General features: G+C 46.1%; 12 protein-coding genes and 1 riboswitch. Of the genes, 6 read left to right on the top strand and 6 right to left on the bottom strand.

Annotation, left to right across the window (positions count from 1 at the left end; all coding sequences use genetic code 11):
* Positions 1–37: 37 nt before the first annotated feature.
* Complete coding sequence (locus IEY13_RS25570; RefSeq protein WP_188957754.1) at positions 38–952, top strand: glycosyltransferase family 2 protein; 915 nt, start codon at positions 38–40, stop codon at positions 950–952.
* Positions 953–961: 9 nt separating this feature from the next.
* Positions 962–2,137, top strand: coding sequence for a glycosyltransferase family 2 protein (locus tag IEY13_RS25565; RefSeq protein ID WP_188957753.1), 1,176 nt, complete (start codon positions 962–964; stop codon positions 2,135–2,137).
* Here the strand turns inward: IEY13_RS25565 and IEY13_RS25560 are convergent, their stop codons facing one another.
* The 3 genes from IEY13_RS25560 to IEY13_RS25550 form a co-directional block, all read right to left on the bottom strand.
* Positions 2,138–3,340 (bottom strand): sugar transferase, encoded by a 1,203-nt coding sequence (locus IEY13_RS25560; RefSeq protein ID WP_188957751.1) that lies wholly within the window; start codon positions 3,338–3,340, stop codon positions 2,138–2,140.
* Positions 3,341–3,349: 9 nt separating this feature from the next.
* Positions 3,350–3,760, bottom strand: a complete 411-nt coding sequence (locus tag IEY13_RS25555) for a response regulator transcription factor (protein ID WP_188957749.1) — start codon at positions 3,758–3,760, stop codon at positions 3,350–3,352.
* Positions 3,761–3,889: 129 nt separating this feature from the next.
* Entirely contained in the window at positions 3,890–4,468 is a 579-nt protein-coding gene (locus tag IEY13_RS25550; RefSeq protein WP_188957747.1) for a MarC family protein, read from the bottom strand.
* A gap of 104 nt (positions 4,469–4,572) precedes the next feature.
* Here IEY13_RS25550 and IEY13_RS25545 point away from each other — a divergent pair, with 104 nt between their 5' ends.
* The 3 genes from IEY13_RS25545 (at position 4,573) to IEY13_RS25535 (ending at position 10,341) form a co-directional block, all read left to right on the top strand.
* On the top strand, positions 4,573–6,204 hold the full coding sequence (locus IEY13_RS25545; protein WP_188957745.1) for a tetratricopeptide repeat protein: 1,632 nt from the start codon (positions 4,573–4,575) through the stop codon (positions 6,202–6,204).
* 219 nt (positions 6,205–6,423) lie between these two features.
* A complete protein-coding gene (locus tag IEY13_RS25540) occupies positions 6,424–9,237 on the top strand; it encodes a TonB-dependent receptor (RefSeq protein WP_188957743.1) in 2,814 nt (937 codons plus the stop codon).
* A gap of 51 nt (positions 9,238–9,288) precedes the next feature.
* A complete protein-coding gene (locus IEY13_RS25535; protein WP_229688020.1) occupies positions 9,289–10,341 on the top strand; it encodes a phytase in 1,053 nt (350 codons plus the stop codon).
* Positions 10,342–10,463: 122 nt separating this feature from the next.
* Here the strand turns inward: IEY13_RS25535 and IEY13_RS25530 are convergent, their stop codons facing one another.
* Positions 10,464–11,255: a mechanosensitive ion channel family protein gene (locus IEY13_RS25530; protein ID WP_188957739.1), complete on the bottom strand. Its 792-nt coding sequence runs from the start codon at positions 11,253–11,255 to the stop codon at positions 10,464–10,466.
* A gap of 136 nt (positions 11,256–11,391) precedes the next feature.
* Complete coding sequence (metE, locus tag IEY13_RS25525; RefSeq protein WP_188957737.1) at positions 11,392–13,704, bottom strand: 5-methyltetrahydropteroyltriglutamate--homocysteine S-methyltransferase; 2,313 nt, start codon at positions 13,702–13,704, stop codon at positions 11,392–11,394.
* A gap of 163 nt (positions 13,705–13,867) precedes the next feature.
* A riboswitch (cobalamin riboswitch) is annotated at positions 13,868–14,084 on the bottom strand.
* 221 nt (positions 14,085–14,305) lie between these two features.
* Between metE and IEY13_RS25520 the strand changes: the two genes are divergently transcribed.
* Positions 14,306–14,839, top strand: a complete 534-nt coding sequence (locus IEY13_RS25520; RefSeq protein WP_188957735.1) for a hypothetical protein — start codon at positions 14,306–14,308, stop codon at positions 14,837–14,839.
* 107 nt (positions 14,840–14,946) lie between these two features.
* On the opposite strand, the gene IEY13_RS25515 is transcribed toward IEY13_RS25520, so the two are convergent.
* Positions 14,947–17,328, bottom strand: coding sequence for a ribonucleoside-diphosphate reductase subunit alpha (locus IEY13_RS25515; RefSeq protein ID WP_188957733.1), 2,382 nt, complete (start codon positions 17,326–17,328; stop codon positions 14,947–14,949).
* Positions 17,329–17,354: the final 26 nt, after the last annotated feature.

Raw genomic sequence — 17,354 nt, 5'->3', positions numbered from 1 at the left:
TCAAAGTAAATGAATTATTACAAGTAAGTTTTGATCTATGCCCTCTGTTTCTGTTATTACAGTAAATTTTAATCAAAGTGAGGTGACAGAAGCACTTTTAACATCCATCCGGCTTAAAAACTCCTTTAAATCATTGGATATTATAGTCGTAGACAATGGCAGTGTTAACAACCCTGTACCCGCCTGGAAGACCCGTTATCCCGACATTCAATTCATCCGTTCAGACAAAAACCTTGGCTTTGCAGGTGGCAACAATCTGGCCATTCCTTATGCCAAAGGCGACTATCTCTTTTACGTAAACAATGATACAGAGTTTACAGAAGGCCTGGTAGAGGCGCTGGTACAAACCCTGGAAGCGCACGAAGAGGTAGCCATGGTTTCACCTAAAATTCATTATCACCAGCAGCCTGGCTTATTGCAGTATGCGGGCTTTACCGAGATGAATTACTACACTGCACGAAATGCCTGTATAGGACAGTTTGAGCAGGACAAAGGACAGTACGACCACACATCTGGTGAAACCGGTTTTGCCCATGGTGCTGCTATGATGGTAAAGCGCGCTGCTATACAAAAAGCAGGCCTGATGAAAGAGAGCTTTTTTCTGTACTATGAAGAGATGGACTGGTGTGCCCGTATAAAGAAAGCAGGGTTTACCATATGGGTAAATACACAGGCACTTATTTATCATAAAGAGTCTGTTTCTGTAGGTGCTAACAGCCCGCTGAAAGAGTTTTTTATGAACAGGAACCGACTGCTGTTCATTCGCCGCAATGGCAGCTTTTTACAGCGGCTGGTGTTCTGGAATTACTTTCTGCTGGTTGTATCACCACGTAATATCATTGGCTATGTAAAAGGAGGAAAGCCAGGCTTTATACGTGTGTTACTGAAAGCCATCTGGTGGAATGTGACCAACAATGTTGATAGTAACAAACTGGGTTATCCCGTTCAATAATTATATCCTATGTACCCTTTATTCTGGATTAGTCTGTTCATTGTTTTTTATGCCTTTTTAGGCTATGGTATTGTATTATATATACTCATGCGCATTCGCATTGCTGTTAAGGGCAGGCGTAAAAAAGAAGATGAGTTACAGATTACAGACTGGCCCACTGTTACGCTTATTGTAGCTGCTTATAATGAAGCAGCTTATATGGAAGAGAAGATAGCCAATACACTGCAGCTGGATTATCCCACCGATAAAATACGCTTTGTATTTGTAACGGATGGTTCTACTGATGACACTCCTGCTATTATAGAAAGGTATCCTGCTATTCAATTAATGCACCAGCCTGCACGTAACGGTAAAATTGCGGCTGTGCACCGGGCTATGGAGCAGGTAAGTACAGAGATTGTAGTATTTACCGATGCCAATACTGCATTGAATAAACTGGCTATTAAACGTATTTGCAAGCATTACCGCGACAGCAAAGTTGGCGCCGTTTCCGGAGAAAAGCGTGTGCAGGTAGATGAAGTTTCTGATGCTACTGCAGGTGAAGGTGTATACTGGAAGTATGAATCGAAACTGAAGGCATGGGACTCTGAACTATATTCTGTGGTAGGTGCTGCCGGTGAATTGTTTAGTGTACGAAGGGATCTGTATCAGCCGGTACCTGCTGACACCATTCTGGACGATTTTATGATTTCCCTGCTGATTGCAGAGAAAGGTTACCGTATAGTGTATGAGCCGGATGCCTATGCTTCCGAAACCAGCTCGGCCAGCATAGGAGAGGAGTTGAAGCGTAAGGTGCGCATTTCTGCCGGTGGTATCCAATCTATCACCCGCTTAACCAGCCTGATGAACCCTTTCCGTTTTCCGGTATTGTCTTTTCAGTATATCAGCCATCGGGTGTTGCGCTGGACGGTAGTGCCCTTTTTAATGATACTGGCGCTGATACTAAACATTGCTATTGTGGCTACTGGCGGTACGGGTATTTACCTGTTGCTGTTGGCCGGTCAGGTATTGTTTTATGGAGCTTCACTGCTGGGCTGGATAATGGAAAAAAAGCAGCTTCGGATGAAACTGCTTTTTGTACCTTATTATTTCTGTATGATGAACTACGCTGTTATAGCTGGTATCCGCCGCTTCTATTCCGGTAAGCAAAGTGCTGCCTGGGAAAAAGCAAAACGGAAGCAGTAATTATACGTTCTCTTTCTGGAAGAGCGCCGGTATGGTTTTCAACACCAGGCGTACGTCATTGATCATGCTGTGATTCTGCGCATATACATTGTCAAGCATCAGGCGCTCTTCTTCAGACATTTCTCCTTTACCTCTTTTTTCTACCTGCCATAAGCCGGTAATACCAGCAGGGGCCAGAAAGCGGAGTGCATATTTATCTGTAGTAAGCTTTTCTGCTTCATATAAAGGCAACGGGCGGTTACCCACAATACTCATATCACCAATTACCACATTCCACAGCTGCGGCAGTTCGTCTATACTGGTGTTACGCAGTATTTTACCCACTTTGGTAATACGGGGATCGTTTTTAAGCTTAAAGAAGGCAGAGCCACCACCAGATTTTTTAGAATTTCTGTATTGCTTTTCGCACCAGGTATTCTGATCGGAATACAATGGGAACTGACATTTGGTGCCTGCCTTAATACAGTCTTCACAAAGCGTTTGCACAACCGTACCCGCAGCACTTTCTTCCGCATCAATGTCGTACTGGTTCAGGTGTTTCAGATCTTTCAGCCTTTTATCGGCATTTACGTACATAGACCTGAACTTGTAAAACTTGAATATATTGTAACCGGTACCTACCCGGTAAGAGTAATAAAATGCGGGTCCTTTAGATTCCAGTTTCAGTGCCAGATATACCGCCAGAAAAACGGGGGACAGCATCAGTAACGCACCGCCTGCAAAAGCGATGTCGAATATTCTTTTACCCAGCGGGGTTTTGTATTCGCTGAAGGTTGCGAGTTGTTGCTGACGGGGTTTGTTCATCAGCAGATGGCCGTGTTTAGCTATAAAGCTAATGCGTGTTTGTATTGCATCAATCTGAAAAGGCAGGGTAAACACATCGGCCACGCCCGCTTTAAGGGCTACCTGAAGCAGATTGGCATTCACGTGTTCGCACAGTATAATTACGGGAACTATGGGTAGCTTTTTCTTTTGCAGGGTTCCCAGCAGAGATACGCCTGCCGGGGAAATGATCTCGCTTTGAGAAATAATACAGGAGATGTTGAGGCCCTGTTTTTCCCAGCGGGATATCAGTTCGTTTTCGCTAGGGAAGTGTAACCACTGAAAATCGGGTAATGCAGCTACCAATTGTGCGGATACTGTTTCAGAACCATTGATAACGGCAATAACAGAACCGGCGGTTGGTACGGTTGCGTCGGTCATATGTTTTTTTTAATTGCCGGCAACTACTTTGCCGTGCCTTTTGAGTATCAGTTTTAATCTCACTTCCAGCTCTTTGGGGCTGAAGGGTTTTACGATATAGTCCTCTGCGCCGGCTTCAAAACATTTAATACGTGTTTCGCTGTTGTCTTCGCCAGACAGGATTACTACAGGAACGTCTTTGAAAAAGCCGCTCGATTTTACCTGCGTTAATAACTCCAGCCCGTTGATTTCCGGGATGTTGAGGTCGGAAATGATGATATCCGGAATACTGCCCTGGTGTAAAAAGGATAAAGCATCTACCGCACTACCAAACACGTTCAGCTCAAACGTTTTAGATAAAAACTTGCTAAGCACCATCTGTATAGAAGGATCGTCTTCTATAATGAACAACCTGGGTGAAACGGAATTATCAGCATTCATAGTTATGGGAGTTACCTATTTTAAATAGTGTGCTACAAAAATAGATCAGTTGTGTAAGCCTATGAAAAATAAGGGTTAAATAAATATATAGATATAATTAAAATGGGATAAAAATACGTTGCTTCGTTGCTATTTGCCAAAAGCAGCTATGTTACTGGCGAATATTTTTACACCAATGGCCAACAGCACCACGCCGAAAAACTTTCTTACGGCAGTGAGTCCGTTCTCTCCTAACACACGCTTCAGCGTATTCAACGATTTTAGTACAGTATAAATAATCACCAGGTTGATCAATATGCCTGCTACAATGTAAATTTCCTTGTAGTTGGCTTTCAGTGACATGATAGTGGTTAAGGTACCGCTACCAGCTATGATCGGAAACGCCAGTGGTACAAACATACCTGACTTTGCGTTAGCATCTGCCTTAAAAATTTCGTGTCCTAATACCATTTCCAGTCCCAGCAGAAAGATAACGATAGAGCCACCTACCGCAAACGAACGAATATCGAGGCCCAAGATCTTTAAAAACTGTTGTCCCACAAATAAAAAGCTCACCATTAATATCCCTGAAACAAGGGTTACAGTAGTGGGACGTATGCCACCCATCTTCTCTTTCATGGTGATTAACAACGGAATAGAGCCCACAATATCTATTACAGCAAAGAGCGTGAAGGTGATGGTAATGATCTGATCTATATTGTAGGACATAGGGGGGCTTTATACAAACATACTACAAACGGGGCTAAAGTACGCATGTAGCGGGCTTTTTGGGGCTTAACTATTTCGTAACATTGGGGTTCTTTCTTTGTAGTATGTATTATGTATCGAAATGCTGTTGCTGGTTGGTGATGCTGCTGTGTTGCGGTATTACGGTGTGTGGGCAGGACTATTTCTCCAAACAGGAAGAGCCGGGGAGGAGGCAGGGAGGTGCACCCGATTCCGTTTTTCTGCATCTGAAAGCGGCTTATGATAAGGCTATGGAGGATAAACAGTTTACTGCCGCCGCTCAAAGTCTGCAGCAACTGGGCCAGTTGTGTTATCACCTGGGCCATTATGCACAGGCGCTGGACTTTCATTTACAGGCCAACGATCTGTTTGCCAGAGAAAACAAGCCCAACCTGCTGGCGCATAACCTGAATGATATTGGTACGCTCTATTATTATAACAAGCAGTCTGACGCCGCCCTGGCTCAGTTTGAAAAGGCTTTACAACTGTATACAGAGGCGGGCAACGCCAATGGATTAGCCGTAACATATGGCAACATAGGACACTGGTACGAGAAAAAACTGCTACACGACAGTGCTTTTTACTTTCAGCAACGCGCCCTGCAGCAGTATGAAAAGACCCGCAATGTGCCGGGCATGGCGGAAATCTATGAGCATATCGGGAGTATTTATGAAGATCTGGAGAAGTATGATTCTGCCTCACTTTACTTTCATAAGGCACTGAATTTATACACGCAGGCAAAGGATGAACTGGCTGTTATTGGTATTTACAACAACCTGGGCGATGTATTGCGCAAAACAGGGCAATATCAGCAAAGCCTCCGGTATAGTTATACGGCTGCTGCCTTATCTACGGCTGCCAAGGAGAACTATCAGCTGCAATCTGCCTACCGGGATATTGCCAAAGCCTGGCATTTGCTGAACCGGGATGATAGTTCTTTTTATTATCAGGAGCTGAGCCGCAAATACCTGTTGGACATTTATTCTGCCGAGAACAGCAAACAGATTGCTTTTTTGCAGGTAATGAACGATACGGAGAAGAAAGACCGGGAGATTTTACAACTGAAAAGTGACCACCGTAACACCGTGGTGCTTACGGTGGCCAGTATTATAGTGATTGTACTGCTGGTTATTCTGGGTTTTCTGGTGATAAGCCGGCAGCGACTGAAGATTAAAAACGAGCAGACGTTACACCAGCAGCAGAAGAGTGTGTTTGAAACACAGCGGGAGCTAATGGAGTCTGAATTGAAAAACAAGCAGTTACAGGAAGAAAACCTGAAGCAGGATCTGGACCAGAAGGCGAGGGAACTGAGTATACACACCCTGCACGTAATTCAGAAGAATCAGGTATTGGAGGATTTGTCTGCCCAGCTGGAGGCGATGGTAAAAGACGACCGCCGCGATCAGAAGAAGCAACTACAGCAAATTATTCTGCAGATTAACCGGAATTTTGACCACGACCAGTACTGGGGAGAGTTTAAATCGGTATTTGAGCAGGTGCACCAATCGTTCTTCGATAACCTGAAAAACTATGCCGATAGCCTCACTGCCAACGACCTTAAACTGGTGTCTCTGATAAAACTGAATTTGTCGCCCACCGAAATATCCACCCTTTTAGGTATTTCGCAAGACAGTTTAAAGGTGGCGCGTTACCGGTTACGGAAGAAAATAAACATGCCCAGAGAGGAAAACCTGAACGTGTTTATACAATCGCTGTAACACCCGTTGTTTACCTGCCCGGCGGAGGTAACAATTTGGTAATGGAGGTTTTGCTACCGGAGGTATAATTGATTATCAGTTGTTTAAGATGCCTTTGTTTCATGCTGTTCCCCTGTTGTTTACCCTGGTAACTGCCTTGTTTACTTTTTGCTAACCCCCAAAATGCCGTTTTAGTGCTGCGGAAATACACCTTTGCAGCATCCTAAAACAAAATAGGTTATGCAAAAATTAACTACTGTTTTCCTTTTTCTTTTACTGGCGGTGGCCGGCTACGCGCAGCGTGGTGTGCTTACCGGTTCGGTAATAGACCGGGCGCAAAAGCTTTCTTTACCCGGTGCCAACATCAGCCTTACCCCTGGAAACCGCTATACGGTTTCTGACGAGCACGGTCGTTTTGAATTCTTAAACGTGCCTGCCGGAGATTACACCCTTACTATTGATTACATCGGTTTTAAAAAGGTAAGCCAGGCCGTTACGGTTAACGACGGCAAAGCTGCCGCTTTACGTATATTACTGGAAGAAGGTGCTACTGCCGGTAAAGAGGTGATAGTATTGAGCGACCGCCTGCGTGGCCAGGCGAAGGCGCTGAACAAGCAGAAGAGCAACCCCAATATTACCAATGTGGTATCTGCCGACCAGGTAGGCCGTTTTCCGGATGCGAACATCGGCGACGCTATCAAGCGTATTCCCGGTATTACCATGCAGAACGACCAGGGCGAAGCCCGCGACATCATCATCAGAGGTATGGCGCCTGAACTGAACTCAGTTACCCTTAACGGCAACCGTATTCCTTCTGCCGAGGGTGATAACAGACGTGTACAGATGGACCTGATTCCTTCTGACATGATTCAGACCATTGAGGTGAACAAAACCCTGACGCCCGATATGGATGCGGATGCTATCGGTGGCTCTGTAAACCTGGTTACCCGTGCGGTACCTAACGGCCCCCGTGTTTCTGCTACTTTATCCGGTGGTTACAGCCCTATCCGTAACAAGCCTATTTATAATGGTTCACTGGTACTGGGGAACCGCTACTTCAACAACAAACTGGGTGCGGTAGTAAGTGCTTCTTACAACAGCAACGATTTTGGTTCTGATAACGTAGAAGGTGAGTGGGACAGAACTGATAACGGTACTGCCTACATGACTGAACTGCAGGTACGTAAGTACGATGTAAAGCGTGTAAGGAGAAGTATGTCTGCCGCGCTGGATTATAAATTCAACAACAAACACTCCATCAGCTTTAACGGTATGTACAACTGGCGCGATGACTGGGAAAACCGTTATCGCCTGGCTATTACCAACATTGAGCCTATTGTAGATGGTAATGGCAATATAACCGGTTACGAAGGTGAGCAACGTCGCGAAACCAAAGGTGGTTACAATGGCGGCCGTAACAAAAACGCCCGTTTAGAAACACAACGTGTATACAGCTTTGGCCTGAATGGCGAGCACCTATTAGGCAATGCACTGGCAATGGACTGGTCGGCCAACTATTCTGCGGCCAGCGAAAAGCGCCCGCACGAAAGATATATTCTGTTTGAAACAGGTACCATAGGTGTAAACGAAGAGCTGTCTGACCCTTCTTTTCCTTTTGTAACAGCAGCCGGCAATGTGCCATTGAGTGATTACGAGCTGAAAGACCTGAGTGAACAGCAGGGCTTTACCCGTGAAGGTGAGTTTGGTGCTAAGTTAAACTTCCGTGTTCCGTTGAGTGTAATTGATGGCCAGAAAGGCCGCCTGCGTTTTGGTGGTCGTCTGCGTATCAAAGACAAGAAACGTGAGAACAGCTTCTTTAATTACGAGCCCGCTAATGAAATGAGCCTGGCTTCATTACCAGCTGTTAACTGGGATGGCAACAACTTCCAGCCCGGCAGCAAGTATGTACCCGGTACCTTTATCTCTAAACAATACCTCGGTGGTCTGGATCTGGCCAACACACAGCTGTTTGAAGCGGAAGATGCGCCGGATGAATACCTTACCCAGAACTACAATGCCAAAGAAACTATTAAGGCGGGTTATGTGCGTTGGGATCAGGATTTGAGCAGCCGCCTGGCAGTAATTGCCGGTGTACGTGTAGAGCATACTTCTACCAATTACACAGGTAATGTGGTGGAAGATGAAGAAACCCTGACCGGACAGCGTAACATTAAGAACAGCTACACTAACGTATTACCCGGTGTTACCTTCCGCTACAAAGCAAACGAAGACTTTATTGTAAGGGCAGCGGCTACTACTTCTATTGCGCGTCCTAACTACTATGCACTGGCTCCTTATGTAAGTACTATCATTGGCGACAATGAAATTGATGCGGGTAACCCAACTCTGAAGGCTGCTTATGCATGGAACTTCGATCTGATGGGTGAGTACTACTTTAAATCAGTAGGTCTTATCTCCGGTGGTGTGTTCTACAAAAACATCAGCAACTTTATTTATGTATACAGAGATAACACGTATAACACAGACAAGTTTGCTGCTGATTATCCTGCTGCTACCAATCCTATTCCTGCCGGCCAGAACAACTGGACGTATACACAAAGCCGCAATGGCGAAAGCGTAAATGTATATGGCTTTGAGGTAGCCGTTCAACGTCAGTTAAACTTTTTGCCAGGTGTACTGAAAGGCTTAGGGGTGTATGTAAACTATACCTATACCAAATCAAAAGCAGATGGTGTGTTTAACAGCGATGGCGAAAAGCGTACAGATGTGGCATTACCAGGTACTGCACCGCATATGTTTAACGCTTCCTTATCGTGGGAGAACAAGCGCTTTGTAGCACGCTTATCCGGTAACTACACTGCTTCTTATATAGATGAGCTGGGTTCTGAAGACTTTACCGACCGTTACTATAGCAAGCAGTTTTTTCTGGATGCCAACGCATCTTACCGCTTTGCACAACGCTTCAGGGTATTTGCTGAAGCCAACAACCTTACCAACCAGCCGCTGCGCTACTATCAGGGTGTTAGCAACCGTACTATGCAAATGGAGTACTACCGCAGCAAGTTTAACGTAGGTGTTAAGTTTGATCTCTAATATTATTATTTCTCAGGCATGAAGAAGATTTGTTTAGTGTTAATGCCCGGCATGACAGCATTACTGCTGTCATGCAACTCTGGGGCGGGCACCGGAAATAAGGCGGCTGATAATGATACTGCTGTGGTGCAGCCGGTATATATAACTGATACGGTACAGTATGACAGTGATGATCCGGCTGTATGGATAAACCCTGCTGATCCGGCACAGAGTCTGATACTGGGTACAGATAAAGACATACATGGTGGCTTATATGTGTTTAACCTGGAAGGGAAGATTCAGCACGATAAAGTAGTAAAAGGCCTGCAACGCCCTAACAACGTAGATGTGGCGTACGGTTTAACTCTGAATGGTAAGCCTACCGATATTGCGGTGGTTACAGAGCGTAAAAGCTACAAACTGCGCGTGTTTTCTCTGCCCGATATGAAGCCGGTAGATAACGGTGGCCTCGATATGTTTGTGGGAGAAACCGGCGAGGGCTTTCGCGATCTGATGGGTATTGCTATGTATAAGAATAAAAAAGGCGATATCTATGCCGTAGTAGGCCGTAAAACCGGCCCGGTAGATAGCGGCTATCTGTGGCAGTACCTGCTTACCGGTGATGACAGCGGCCATGTTAAAGCTACACTGGTGCGCAAGTTTGGTAAATACAGTGGTAAGAAAGAAATAGAATCTATTGCGGTAGATAATGAGCTGGGATATATATACTACTCAGATGAGCAGTTTGGTGTAAGGCAATACTTTGCTGACCCTGAGAAAGGCAATGAAGAACTGTCTGTATTTGGTACCACCGGCTTTTCAGACGATCATGAAGGTATTTCTATCTACAAGCTTACCGATTCTACAGGCTATATACTGGTAAGCGATCAGGGCTCCAACCGTTTTCAGGTGTTTACCCGTGAAGGCACAAAGGCCAACCCTTATGAGCATACCTGGTTAAAAACTGTTCCGGTAACTGCTATGGAAAGCGACGGCTCAGAAACTGTTACAGTGCCTTTAGGCGCTAAGTTTCCACACGGCATGTTTGTGGCTATGAGCACAGATAAAACTTTTCACATTTACCGTTGGGAAGACATTGCCGGTAAAACATTACAGGTAAAGTAATCCTGTGTGTTAGCAGGCATGAATCTGGTGTAATAAACTGCCCCACTCAACAGCATCGGTTCCGTTATCCGGAGGGGCGCTTGTTGAATGGGGCAGCTTTATTTTTAATATCTTCTGTTGCTTTACATGCCTGGCAGTTTAACGCCATTACCTTTTAAAGCATCAATCATTTTCTGTTGTAATTGCAACCTTACATCATGAAAGCCGTGTGCATTTACCCAGGCGTTTACAATCATCTTATATCCATCCGGCTCAATTACCGAAACGCCTATACGTGTAGCCGGATCTTTCATAATCCTGTCATCTGATTCTACCACCTCTCTTAATATAGATTCTGCCTGCTTAAAGTCAACCGGATAAGGAAGCTTCATCTCTATATCCATTCTGCGTTTGCCTTCACTACTCAGGTTTATAATCAGTTCGTTGGAAAGCTTACTGTTAGGTATAATTACTGTGCGGTTATCATAAGTGGTTAACACGGTATAGAACACGCGTATATCTGTTACTGTGCCTTCCTGGCCCTGTGCAATTACATTATCACCTACTGTATAAGGCTTCATAATCAGTATGAGTATACCACTGGTAAAATTTTGAAGGGTACCACTTAACGCTAAGCCTGCCGCTACACCCAATGCACCTACCAATGCTGCAAAAATGGTTAGCTGAATCCCCAATATCTGCATCAGCAGCAACACCAGCAGTATCTGTAAAATGCCGGAGATAAGGCTACGCATAAACGGCTGTAACGACGGATTAAGCGATCTGCGGTTCATGGAACTGGTCATACGCTTTCTGATAAAGCGTATCAGCCATTGCCCCAGCAGCAGCACTACCAATGCAATAATTATTCGTGGCCCAAACGTAATTACCCAGTCGTAAGCTTTATCGTACAGTTTATCAATGTTAGCAGGCATGGATTTTTTCTTATCAGGAGAAAAAAACTATGCCAGATTATCACAACAAAGGGCCACACTCTTGTTGGGAGTAGTGGCCCTTGTGTTGTATAACCAATATAAAATCAGTTGAGAATGTGCCGGATAAATGATACCGTTATACTATTTCCACCCCAGCTTTAACACGGGCAGCGGCAGCAGCTTGCACCATATGCTCCAGTGCCTGTCTGGTTTCCGGCCATTTACGGGTTTTTAAACCACAATCGGGGTTTACCCATAAGTGCTCTACAGGTATTACAGCAGCAGCTTTTTCAAGCAGGTGTGCTATTTCGTCAACAGTAGGTACGCGTGGGGAATGAATATCATACACGCCGGGCCCTATCTCGTTCGGGTATTTAAAGTCTGCAAATGCATCCAGCAGTTCCATCTGCGAGCGGGAAGTTTCAATGGTAATAACATCTGCATCCAGTGCGGCAATGCTGTCGATAATATCATTAAACTCGCTGTAGCACATATGCGTGTGAATCTGGGTACTGTCTTCCACGCTACAGGAAGCTACTTTAAAAGCCTTCACTGCCCATTGCAGATAAGCAGACCAGTTTTCTTTACGTAAGGGCAGACCTTCGCGTATAGCAGGCTCATCAATCTGTATTACTTTAATACCGGCCTCTTCCAGGTCACACACTTCATCGCGTATGGCCAGTGCTATCTGCATGGCCGTGGTTTCACGCGGCTGATCATCCCGCACAAACGACCATTGAAGAATGGTAACCGGTCCGGTTAACATGCCCTTCATGGGTTTGCTGGTGAGTGATTGTGCATAGCGTGTCCACTCTACCGTCATAGGTGCTTTACGCTCCACATCTCCAAATACCACCGGTGGTTTTACGCAGCGGCTGCCATAGCTTTGTACCCATCCGTTTTTGGTGAATACATAGCCTTCCAGCTGCTCACCAAAATACTCCACCATGTCATTGCGCTCAAACTCGCCATGCACCAGTACATCAATGCCCAGCTCTTCCTGCATGCGTACACAATCCTGTGTAGAAGCTTTAATAGCGTTATCGTACTGCTGCTGCGTAATGCTGCCTTTTTTTAGTTGCGCACGCAACTGGCGTATGTCAGCCGTTTGGGGGAAGGAGCCGATGGTAGTAGTAGGAAATAAAGGCAGGTTAAGTAAAGCCTGCTGTTGTATGCGGCGGGTAGCGAATACAGATTTGCGTGTGGCGTCTGCATCGGTAACCGCAGCGGTTCGTTGTTTTACGTGCTGCTTGTGAATAAGGGCTGAACTGCGGCGGGAAGCAATGGCCTGCTGGTTATCTGCCAGTAATGCACCGGCACTTTCGCTGCCCGTAGCCAGTTGTTTCAGGGCTACTACTTCTTCCACTTTCTGCCGGGCAAAGGCCAGCCAGTTTTTAATTTCCGGCTGTAGTGTGGTTTCAAAAGCCAGGTCGCACGGTACATGCAGTAAAGAGCAGGAAGGGGCTATCAATACCCTTGCGGCGCCAATAGCTGCCACGGCTTTGTTAATAAGGGCGAGCGATTTTTCGTAATCGTTCTTCCAGATGTTGCGGCCGTCTACCACACCCAGCGACAGCTTTTTATCACCCTTTACAAAATCGGTAGCCAGTATATCATCCAGCTGTGCCGGGCATCTTACCAGGTCCAGATGAATGGTTTGTACGGGCAGCGCCAGCACAGTGCTCAGGTTATCGCCATAACATTCAAAATAGCCAGCCAATAGAAAGTGAATGCGTGGTGTATGGCGGCTCAGTTCTCCATAGGCATAGGCAACGGCTTTGCGTTCGGTATCGGTAAGGTTGGTAACCAGATACGGCTCATCAAACTGTATGTGGCGTACATTCAGTTCTTCCAGTGCCGACAGTAGTTTTTTATACACCGGCAGCAGGTTCTTCAGCAGATCAATACGGTTAAAACCGGCTTCTTTTTCTTTACCTGATAACAGAAAAGACACCGGCCCCAGTATTACGGGCTTAGGCTGAATGCCCAGCTGAATGGCTTCTCTGCATTCATCCACAATTTTGGTAGAGAGCAGGTTAAATTGTTGGTTGGCGGTAAACTCCGGTACCATGTAGTGGTAATTGGTATCAAACCACTTGGTCATTTCCAGCGCAGTAATGTCGTACCCGTTTTTCTGGTAGCCGCGTGCCATGGCAAACAGCAGGTCTGTCTCGGGCAGTTGCGCCTGCTCAACCAGTGGGTGAAAGCGTTCCGGAATAGCGCTAACGGTAAGGCACATATCCAGTACCTGATCGTACAGCGAAAAGTCGTTACAGGGAATAAGGTCAATACCTGCCTGCTGCTGCAGCTGCCAGTTGTGGCGGCGTATTTCCTGCGCAGTGGTAAGCAGGTTGCGGAGCGAAGTATCGCCCGCCCAATAACTTTCGCAGGCTTTCTTCAGCTCGCGTTGGCCACCGATGCGTGGGTAGCCCAGAATGTTTGTGAACATGTTTTGTGTTTTTACGTGAAACATTTAAAACATGCCCTTTGCCGGCAAATGCGGAACAGGATAGAAGTGGAGAAAGTAAGGACAGCACATAGCACACCCCTGCCATTACGGGGCGTATATATACGTATCAATTACTGACTGCGCTTTATATCGTGAAAGCATTCATCATACACAATAAGAGGCAAGTATCCTGGCTTGTTTTCTCTGTTCAGCGCCTTCCCACTGCGCCATTGCGCATTGTAGTGGCGTGTTTGCTGTACAGGCCGGAAACAGGGTTAGCTGTTGCCGGAATAAACTTACAGTAGCACGTCTGCCCATGATTTACACATGGTTCCTTATTAATCCCGCTTTTGGCGGAAACCTTTTACTGAATTGATCTTATAACAAAGAACATAGTACAAAAGTAAACTGTAGAGCAACAACCCGCAAATATGGTTTTAGGAAGTAGGCTGCTGAAGAAGAGGTTGCCCGCCTGCGGTATCCTTTAAGGTACCCTGTTCCTTCGGTATAGGTATAGGGTAGGTTCGGTGCTAAAGCGTTCAGATTTTAAGGTTTTACCGGTGTAAAAAGTGGTAAATTTAGAAGAGCATAAAGCGTAATTATGGCAAAATACGTGTGTGAAAATCCGCCGCCTCCGGGCAATTATGGCATATTACAGGTGTATATCAGCAAAGGTATCACCTGCGTACGTGTGCCTGATACGCTGGATGGAAAGCGCGTGAAAACCGCACCCGAATTTGCCAATACCCGTAAACATGCCAGCCTGTTTGCACAGGCGGCCCCTCTGGCGGCGGTAGTACACCGTACACTGCCAATGAACAAGCAACGTGCTCATTATCAATCGCTTGCCGGAAAGGCCTATCAGTGGCTGAAAGCGGGTAATACCCCGGAAGAAGTGCATCTGTTGCTGCTGGAAGCGGCAGAGTTGATTCGTAAGGCATTAAACCGGGAAAGGGTTAAAGCCTTCATTGCTGAGCGAAAGAAAGGCAACAAACAGGTTTTTGTTATTCCTGAAGCCGGCAGCATGGTAGAGAATGTATTGCCACACATATTGCTTTCTCCTGAAGGCAGCCGTATGCATATACGCAGCCGTATAAGGAAGAAGTATTATGCCAGGTGCTGCCATCTGGTGTAAGTGATGGAATGAACAATGATGTTGTTGCGGGCTGCACTTATAAAAAGAAAAACCGCTAACCGGATAACCCGGATAGCGGTTGTATAAGCCTATGGCTGATTGTTGGTTTAAGAACTACATGCTTCGCAGCTACCATCTATAGGGCAGGCGGCGCCCGTTATCTCTTCATCGGTAGGTGCGGGTGGTGTGTTGCTGTTGTTGTTCAGCGGCTGCATTTGTACACTGCCCTGCTTTTCTACGGTGAATTGTACGGCCTGTGCAGCTGCCTGTGTACGCAGGTAATACATGCCGGTTTTCAGGCCCTTTTTCCAGGCGTAAAAGTGCATGCTGGTAAGCTTGGCTTTGTTGGGCTGCTGTACAAACAGATTGAGCGATTGTGACTGACAGATATAGGCACCACGGTCGGCAGCCATATCAATCAGCGTGCGCTGTTTAATTTCCCAAACGGTTTTGTAAATCTCTCTTACTTCCTGCGGTATTTCTTCAATAGCCTGGATAGAGCCGTTGGCAGCGATGATGCGGTTCTTCATTTCATCGTTCCACAGGCCCAGTGCTACCAGATCTTTCAGCAGGAATTTGTTTACAATAATAAACTCACCGCTCAGTACACGGCGTACGTAAATGTTAGAGGTGTACGGCTCAAAACACTCGTTATTACCAAGTATCTGTGAGGTAGAGGCAGTAGGCATAGGAGCAATCAGCAGACTGTTTCTTACACCATACTTTTTAATCTCCTGTTGCAGGGCGCTCCAGTTCCAGCGGTTACCAGGTACTACACCCCAGAAATCGAACTGGAAGGCGCCTTTGCTCAGCGGACTACCTTCATACGTGCTGTACGCACCTTCTGTAATGGCAAGATCTTTAGAGGCCGTCATTGCTGCGAAATACATGGTTTCAGCAATGTCAATGTTCAGTTGTTTAGCTTCTGCGCTTTCAAAAGGATAACGCATAAGAATGAAGGTATCTGCCAGGCCCTGTATGCCCAGTCCTATCGGGCGGTGGCGCATATTGCTGTTGCGCGCTTCTTCAACAGGGTAGTAGTTTCTGTCGATGATGCGGTTCAGGTTTATAGCTGCCTGGTAGGTTACTTCATACAACTTCTGATGGTCAAATACACCCTCGTTTACAAAACGGGGCAGGGCAATCGAAGCCAGGTTACATACTGCTACTTCATCCGGAGCGCAGTATTCAACTATCTCGGTACACAGGTTACTGTTGCGGATGGTGCCCAGGTGTTGCTGATTGCTCTTGCTGTTGCAGGCATCTTTGTACAGCATGTACGGGGTGCCGGTTTCAATCTGTGCATCCAGAATAGCAAACCACAAATCCTGTGCTTTCACCGTTTTACGGGCTTTACCTTCCTGCTCGTATTGTGTGTATAATTTATTAAATGCTTCACCAAAGCAATCGGCCAGTCCTGGTGCTTCATGCGGACAGAACAGGCTCCACTCTCCATTGGCTTCTACGCGTTCCATAAACAGATCGCTTATCCAAAGGGCATAGAACAGATCGCGTGCGCGCAGTTCTTCCTTACCGTGGTTCTTACGCAGATCCAGAAACTCAAATATATCTGCATGCCATGGCTCTATGTATACTGCAAAGGCACCTTTACGTTTACCACCGCCCTGGTCTACATAACGGGCTGTATCGTTAAACACACGCAGCATAGGTATAATGCCATTGCTGGTACCGTTGGTACCGCTGATATACGTACCGGTAGCGCGGATGTTGTGAATGCTTAAACCAATGCCACCGGCAGATTGTGAGATGCGGGCAGTTTGTTTGAGCGTATCGTAAATGCCTTCAATGCTGTCATCCTTCATGGTTAACAGAAAACAGCTGGACATCTGCGGCTTGGGTGTACCTGCGTTAAACAGCGTAGGCGTTGCATGGGTAAACCATCTTTCGCTCATCAGGTTGTAGGTTTTAATTACTTCCTCAATGTTATCCAGATGTATGCCTACCGCCACACGCATATACATATGCTGCGGCCGTTCTACCACGCTGCCGTTCAGCTTCAGTAGGTAACTGCGTTCCAGTGTTTTAAAACCAAAGTAGTCAAACGCAAAGTCGCGGTCGTAAATAATAGTGCTGTCGAGTATGGCAGCATTCTTTTTAATTACTGCATACACCTCATCCTCCAGCAGGGGCGCTTTCAGGCCGGTTTTGGGTTCTACATAATTGTACAGCATACCCATAGTGGCGGAGAACGATTTGGTGGTGTTCTTATGCAGGTTACTTACTGCAATGCGCGAAGCAAGCAGACTGTAATCGGGGTGGATGGTACTCATAGAAGCGGCGGTTTCCGCTGCCAGGTTATCCAGCTCGGTAGTGGTTACACCATCGTACAGGCCTTCAATCACTTTCATTGCCACTTTGGTAGGGTCAATGAATTTGCTGTTAAGGCTGTAGCAAAGCTTTTCAATACGTGCCGTTATTTTATCAAACTTTACAGATTCTTTTCTGCCGTCTCTTTTGATAACGAACATAGGTTACAGATTTATGTGGTTTAAGA

Source organism: Filimonas zeae (genome assembly GCF_014641615.1).
Classification (GTDB): domain Bacteria; phylum Bacteroidota; class Bacteroidia; order Chitinophagales; family Chitinophagaceae; genus Filimonas; species Filimonas zeae.
This window is presented reverse-complemented; position numbering and strand designations above follow the sequence as displayed.

Bases quoted from the DNA above. Each gene is read 5' to 3' on its own strand.
- IEY13_RS25565 (WP_188957753.1), top strand. From the start codon at position 962: ATGTACCCTTTATTCTGGATTAGTCTGTTCATTGTTTTTTATGCCTTT.
- IEY13_RS25515 (WP_188957733.1), bottom strand. From the start codon at position 17,328: ATGTTCGTTATCAAAAGAGACGGCAGAAAAGAATCTGTAAAGTTTGAT.
- IEY13_RS25560 (WP_188957751.1), bottom strand. From the start codon at position 3,340: ATGACCGACGCAACCGTACCAACCGCCGGTTCTGTTATTGCCGTTATC.
- IEY13_RS25530 (WP_188957739.1), bottom strand. From the start codon at position 11,255: ATGCCTGCTAACATTGATAAACTGTACGATAAAGCTTACGACTGGGTA.
- IEY13_RS25520 (WP_188957735.1), top strand. From the start codon at position 14,306: ATGGCAAAATACGTGTGTGAAAATCCGCCGCCTCCGGGCAATTATGGC.
- IEY13_RS25550 (WP_188957747.1), bottom strand. From the start codon at position 4,468: ATGTCCTACAATATAGATCAGATCATTACCATCACCTTCACGCTCTTT.
- IEY13_RS25555 (WP_188957749.1), bottom strand. From the start codon at position 3,760: ATGAATGCTGATAATTCCGTTTCACCCAGGTTGTTCATTATAGAAGAC.
- IEY13_RS25545 (WP_188957745.1), top strand. From the start codon at position 4,573: ATGTATTATGTATCGAAATGCTGTTGCTGGTTGGTGATGCTGCTGTGT.
- IEY13_RS25570 (WP_188957754.1), top strand. From the start codon at position 38: ATGCCCTCTGTTTCTGTTATTACAGTAAATTTTAATCAAAGTGAGGTG.
- metE (WP_188957737.1), bottom strand. From the start codon at position 13,704: ATGTTCACAAACATTCTGGGCTACCCACGCATCGGTGGCCAACGCGAG.
- IEY13_RS25540 (WP_188957743.1), top strand. From the start codon at position 6,424: ATGCAAAAATTAACTACTGTTTTCCTTTTTCTTTTACTGGCGGTGGCC.
- IEY13_RS25535 (WP_229688020.1), top strand. From the start codon at position 9,289: ATGACAGCATTACTGCTGTCATGCAACTCTGGGGCGGGCACCGGAAAT.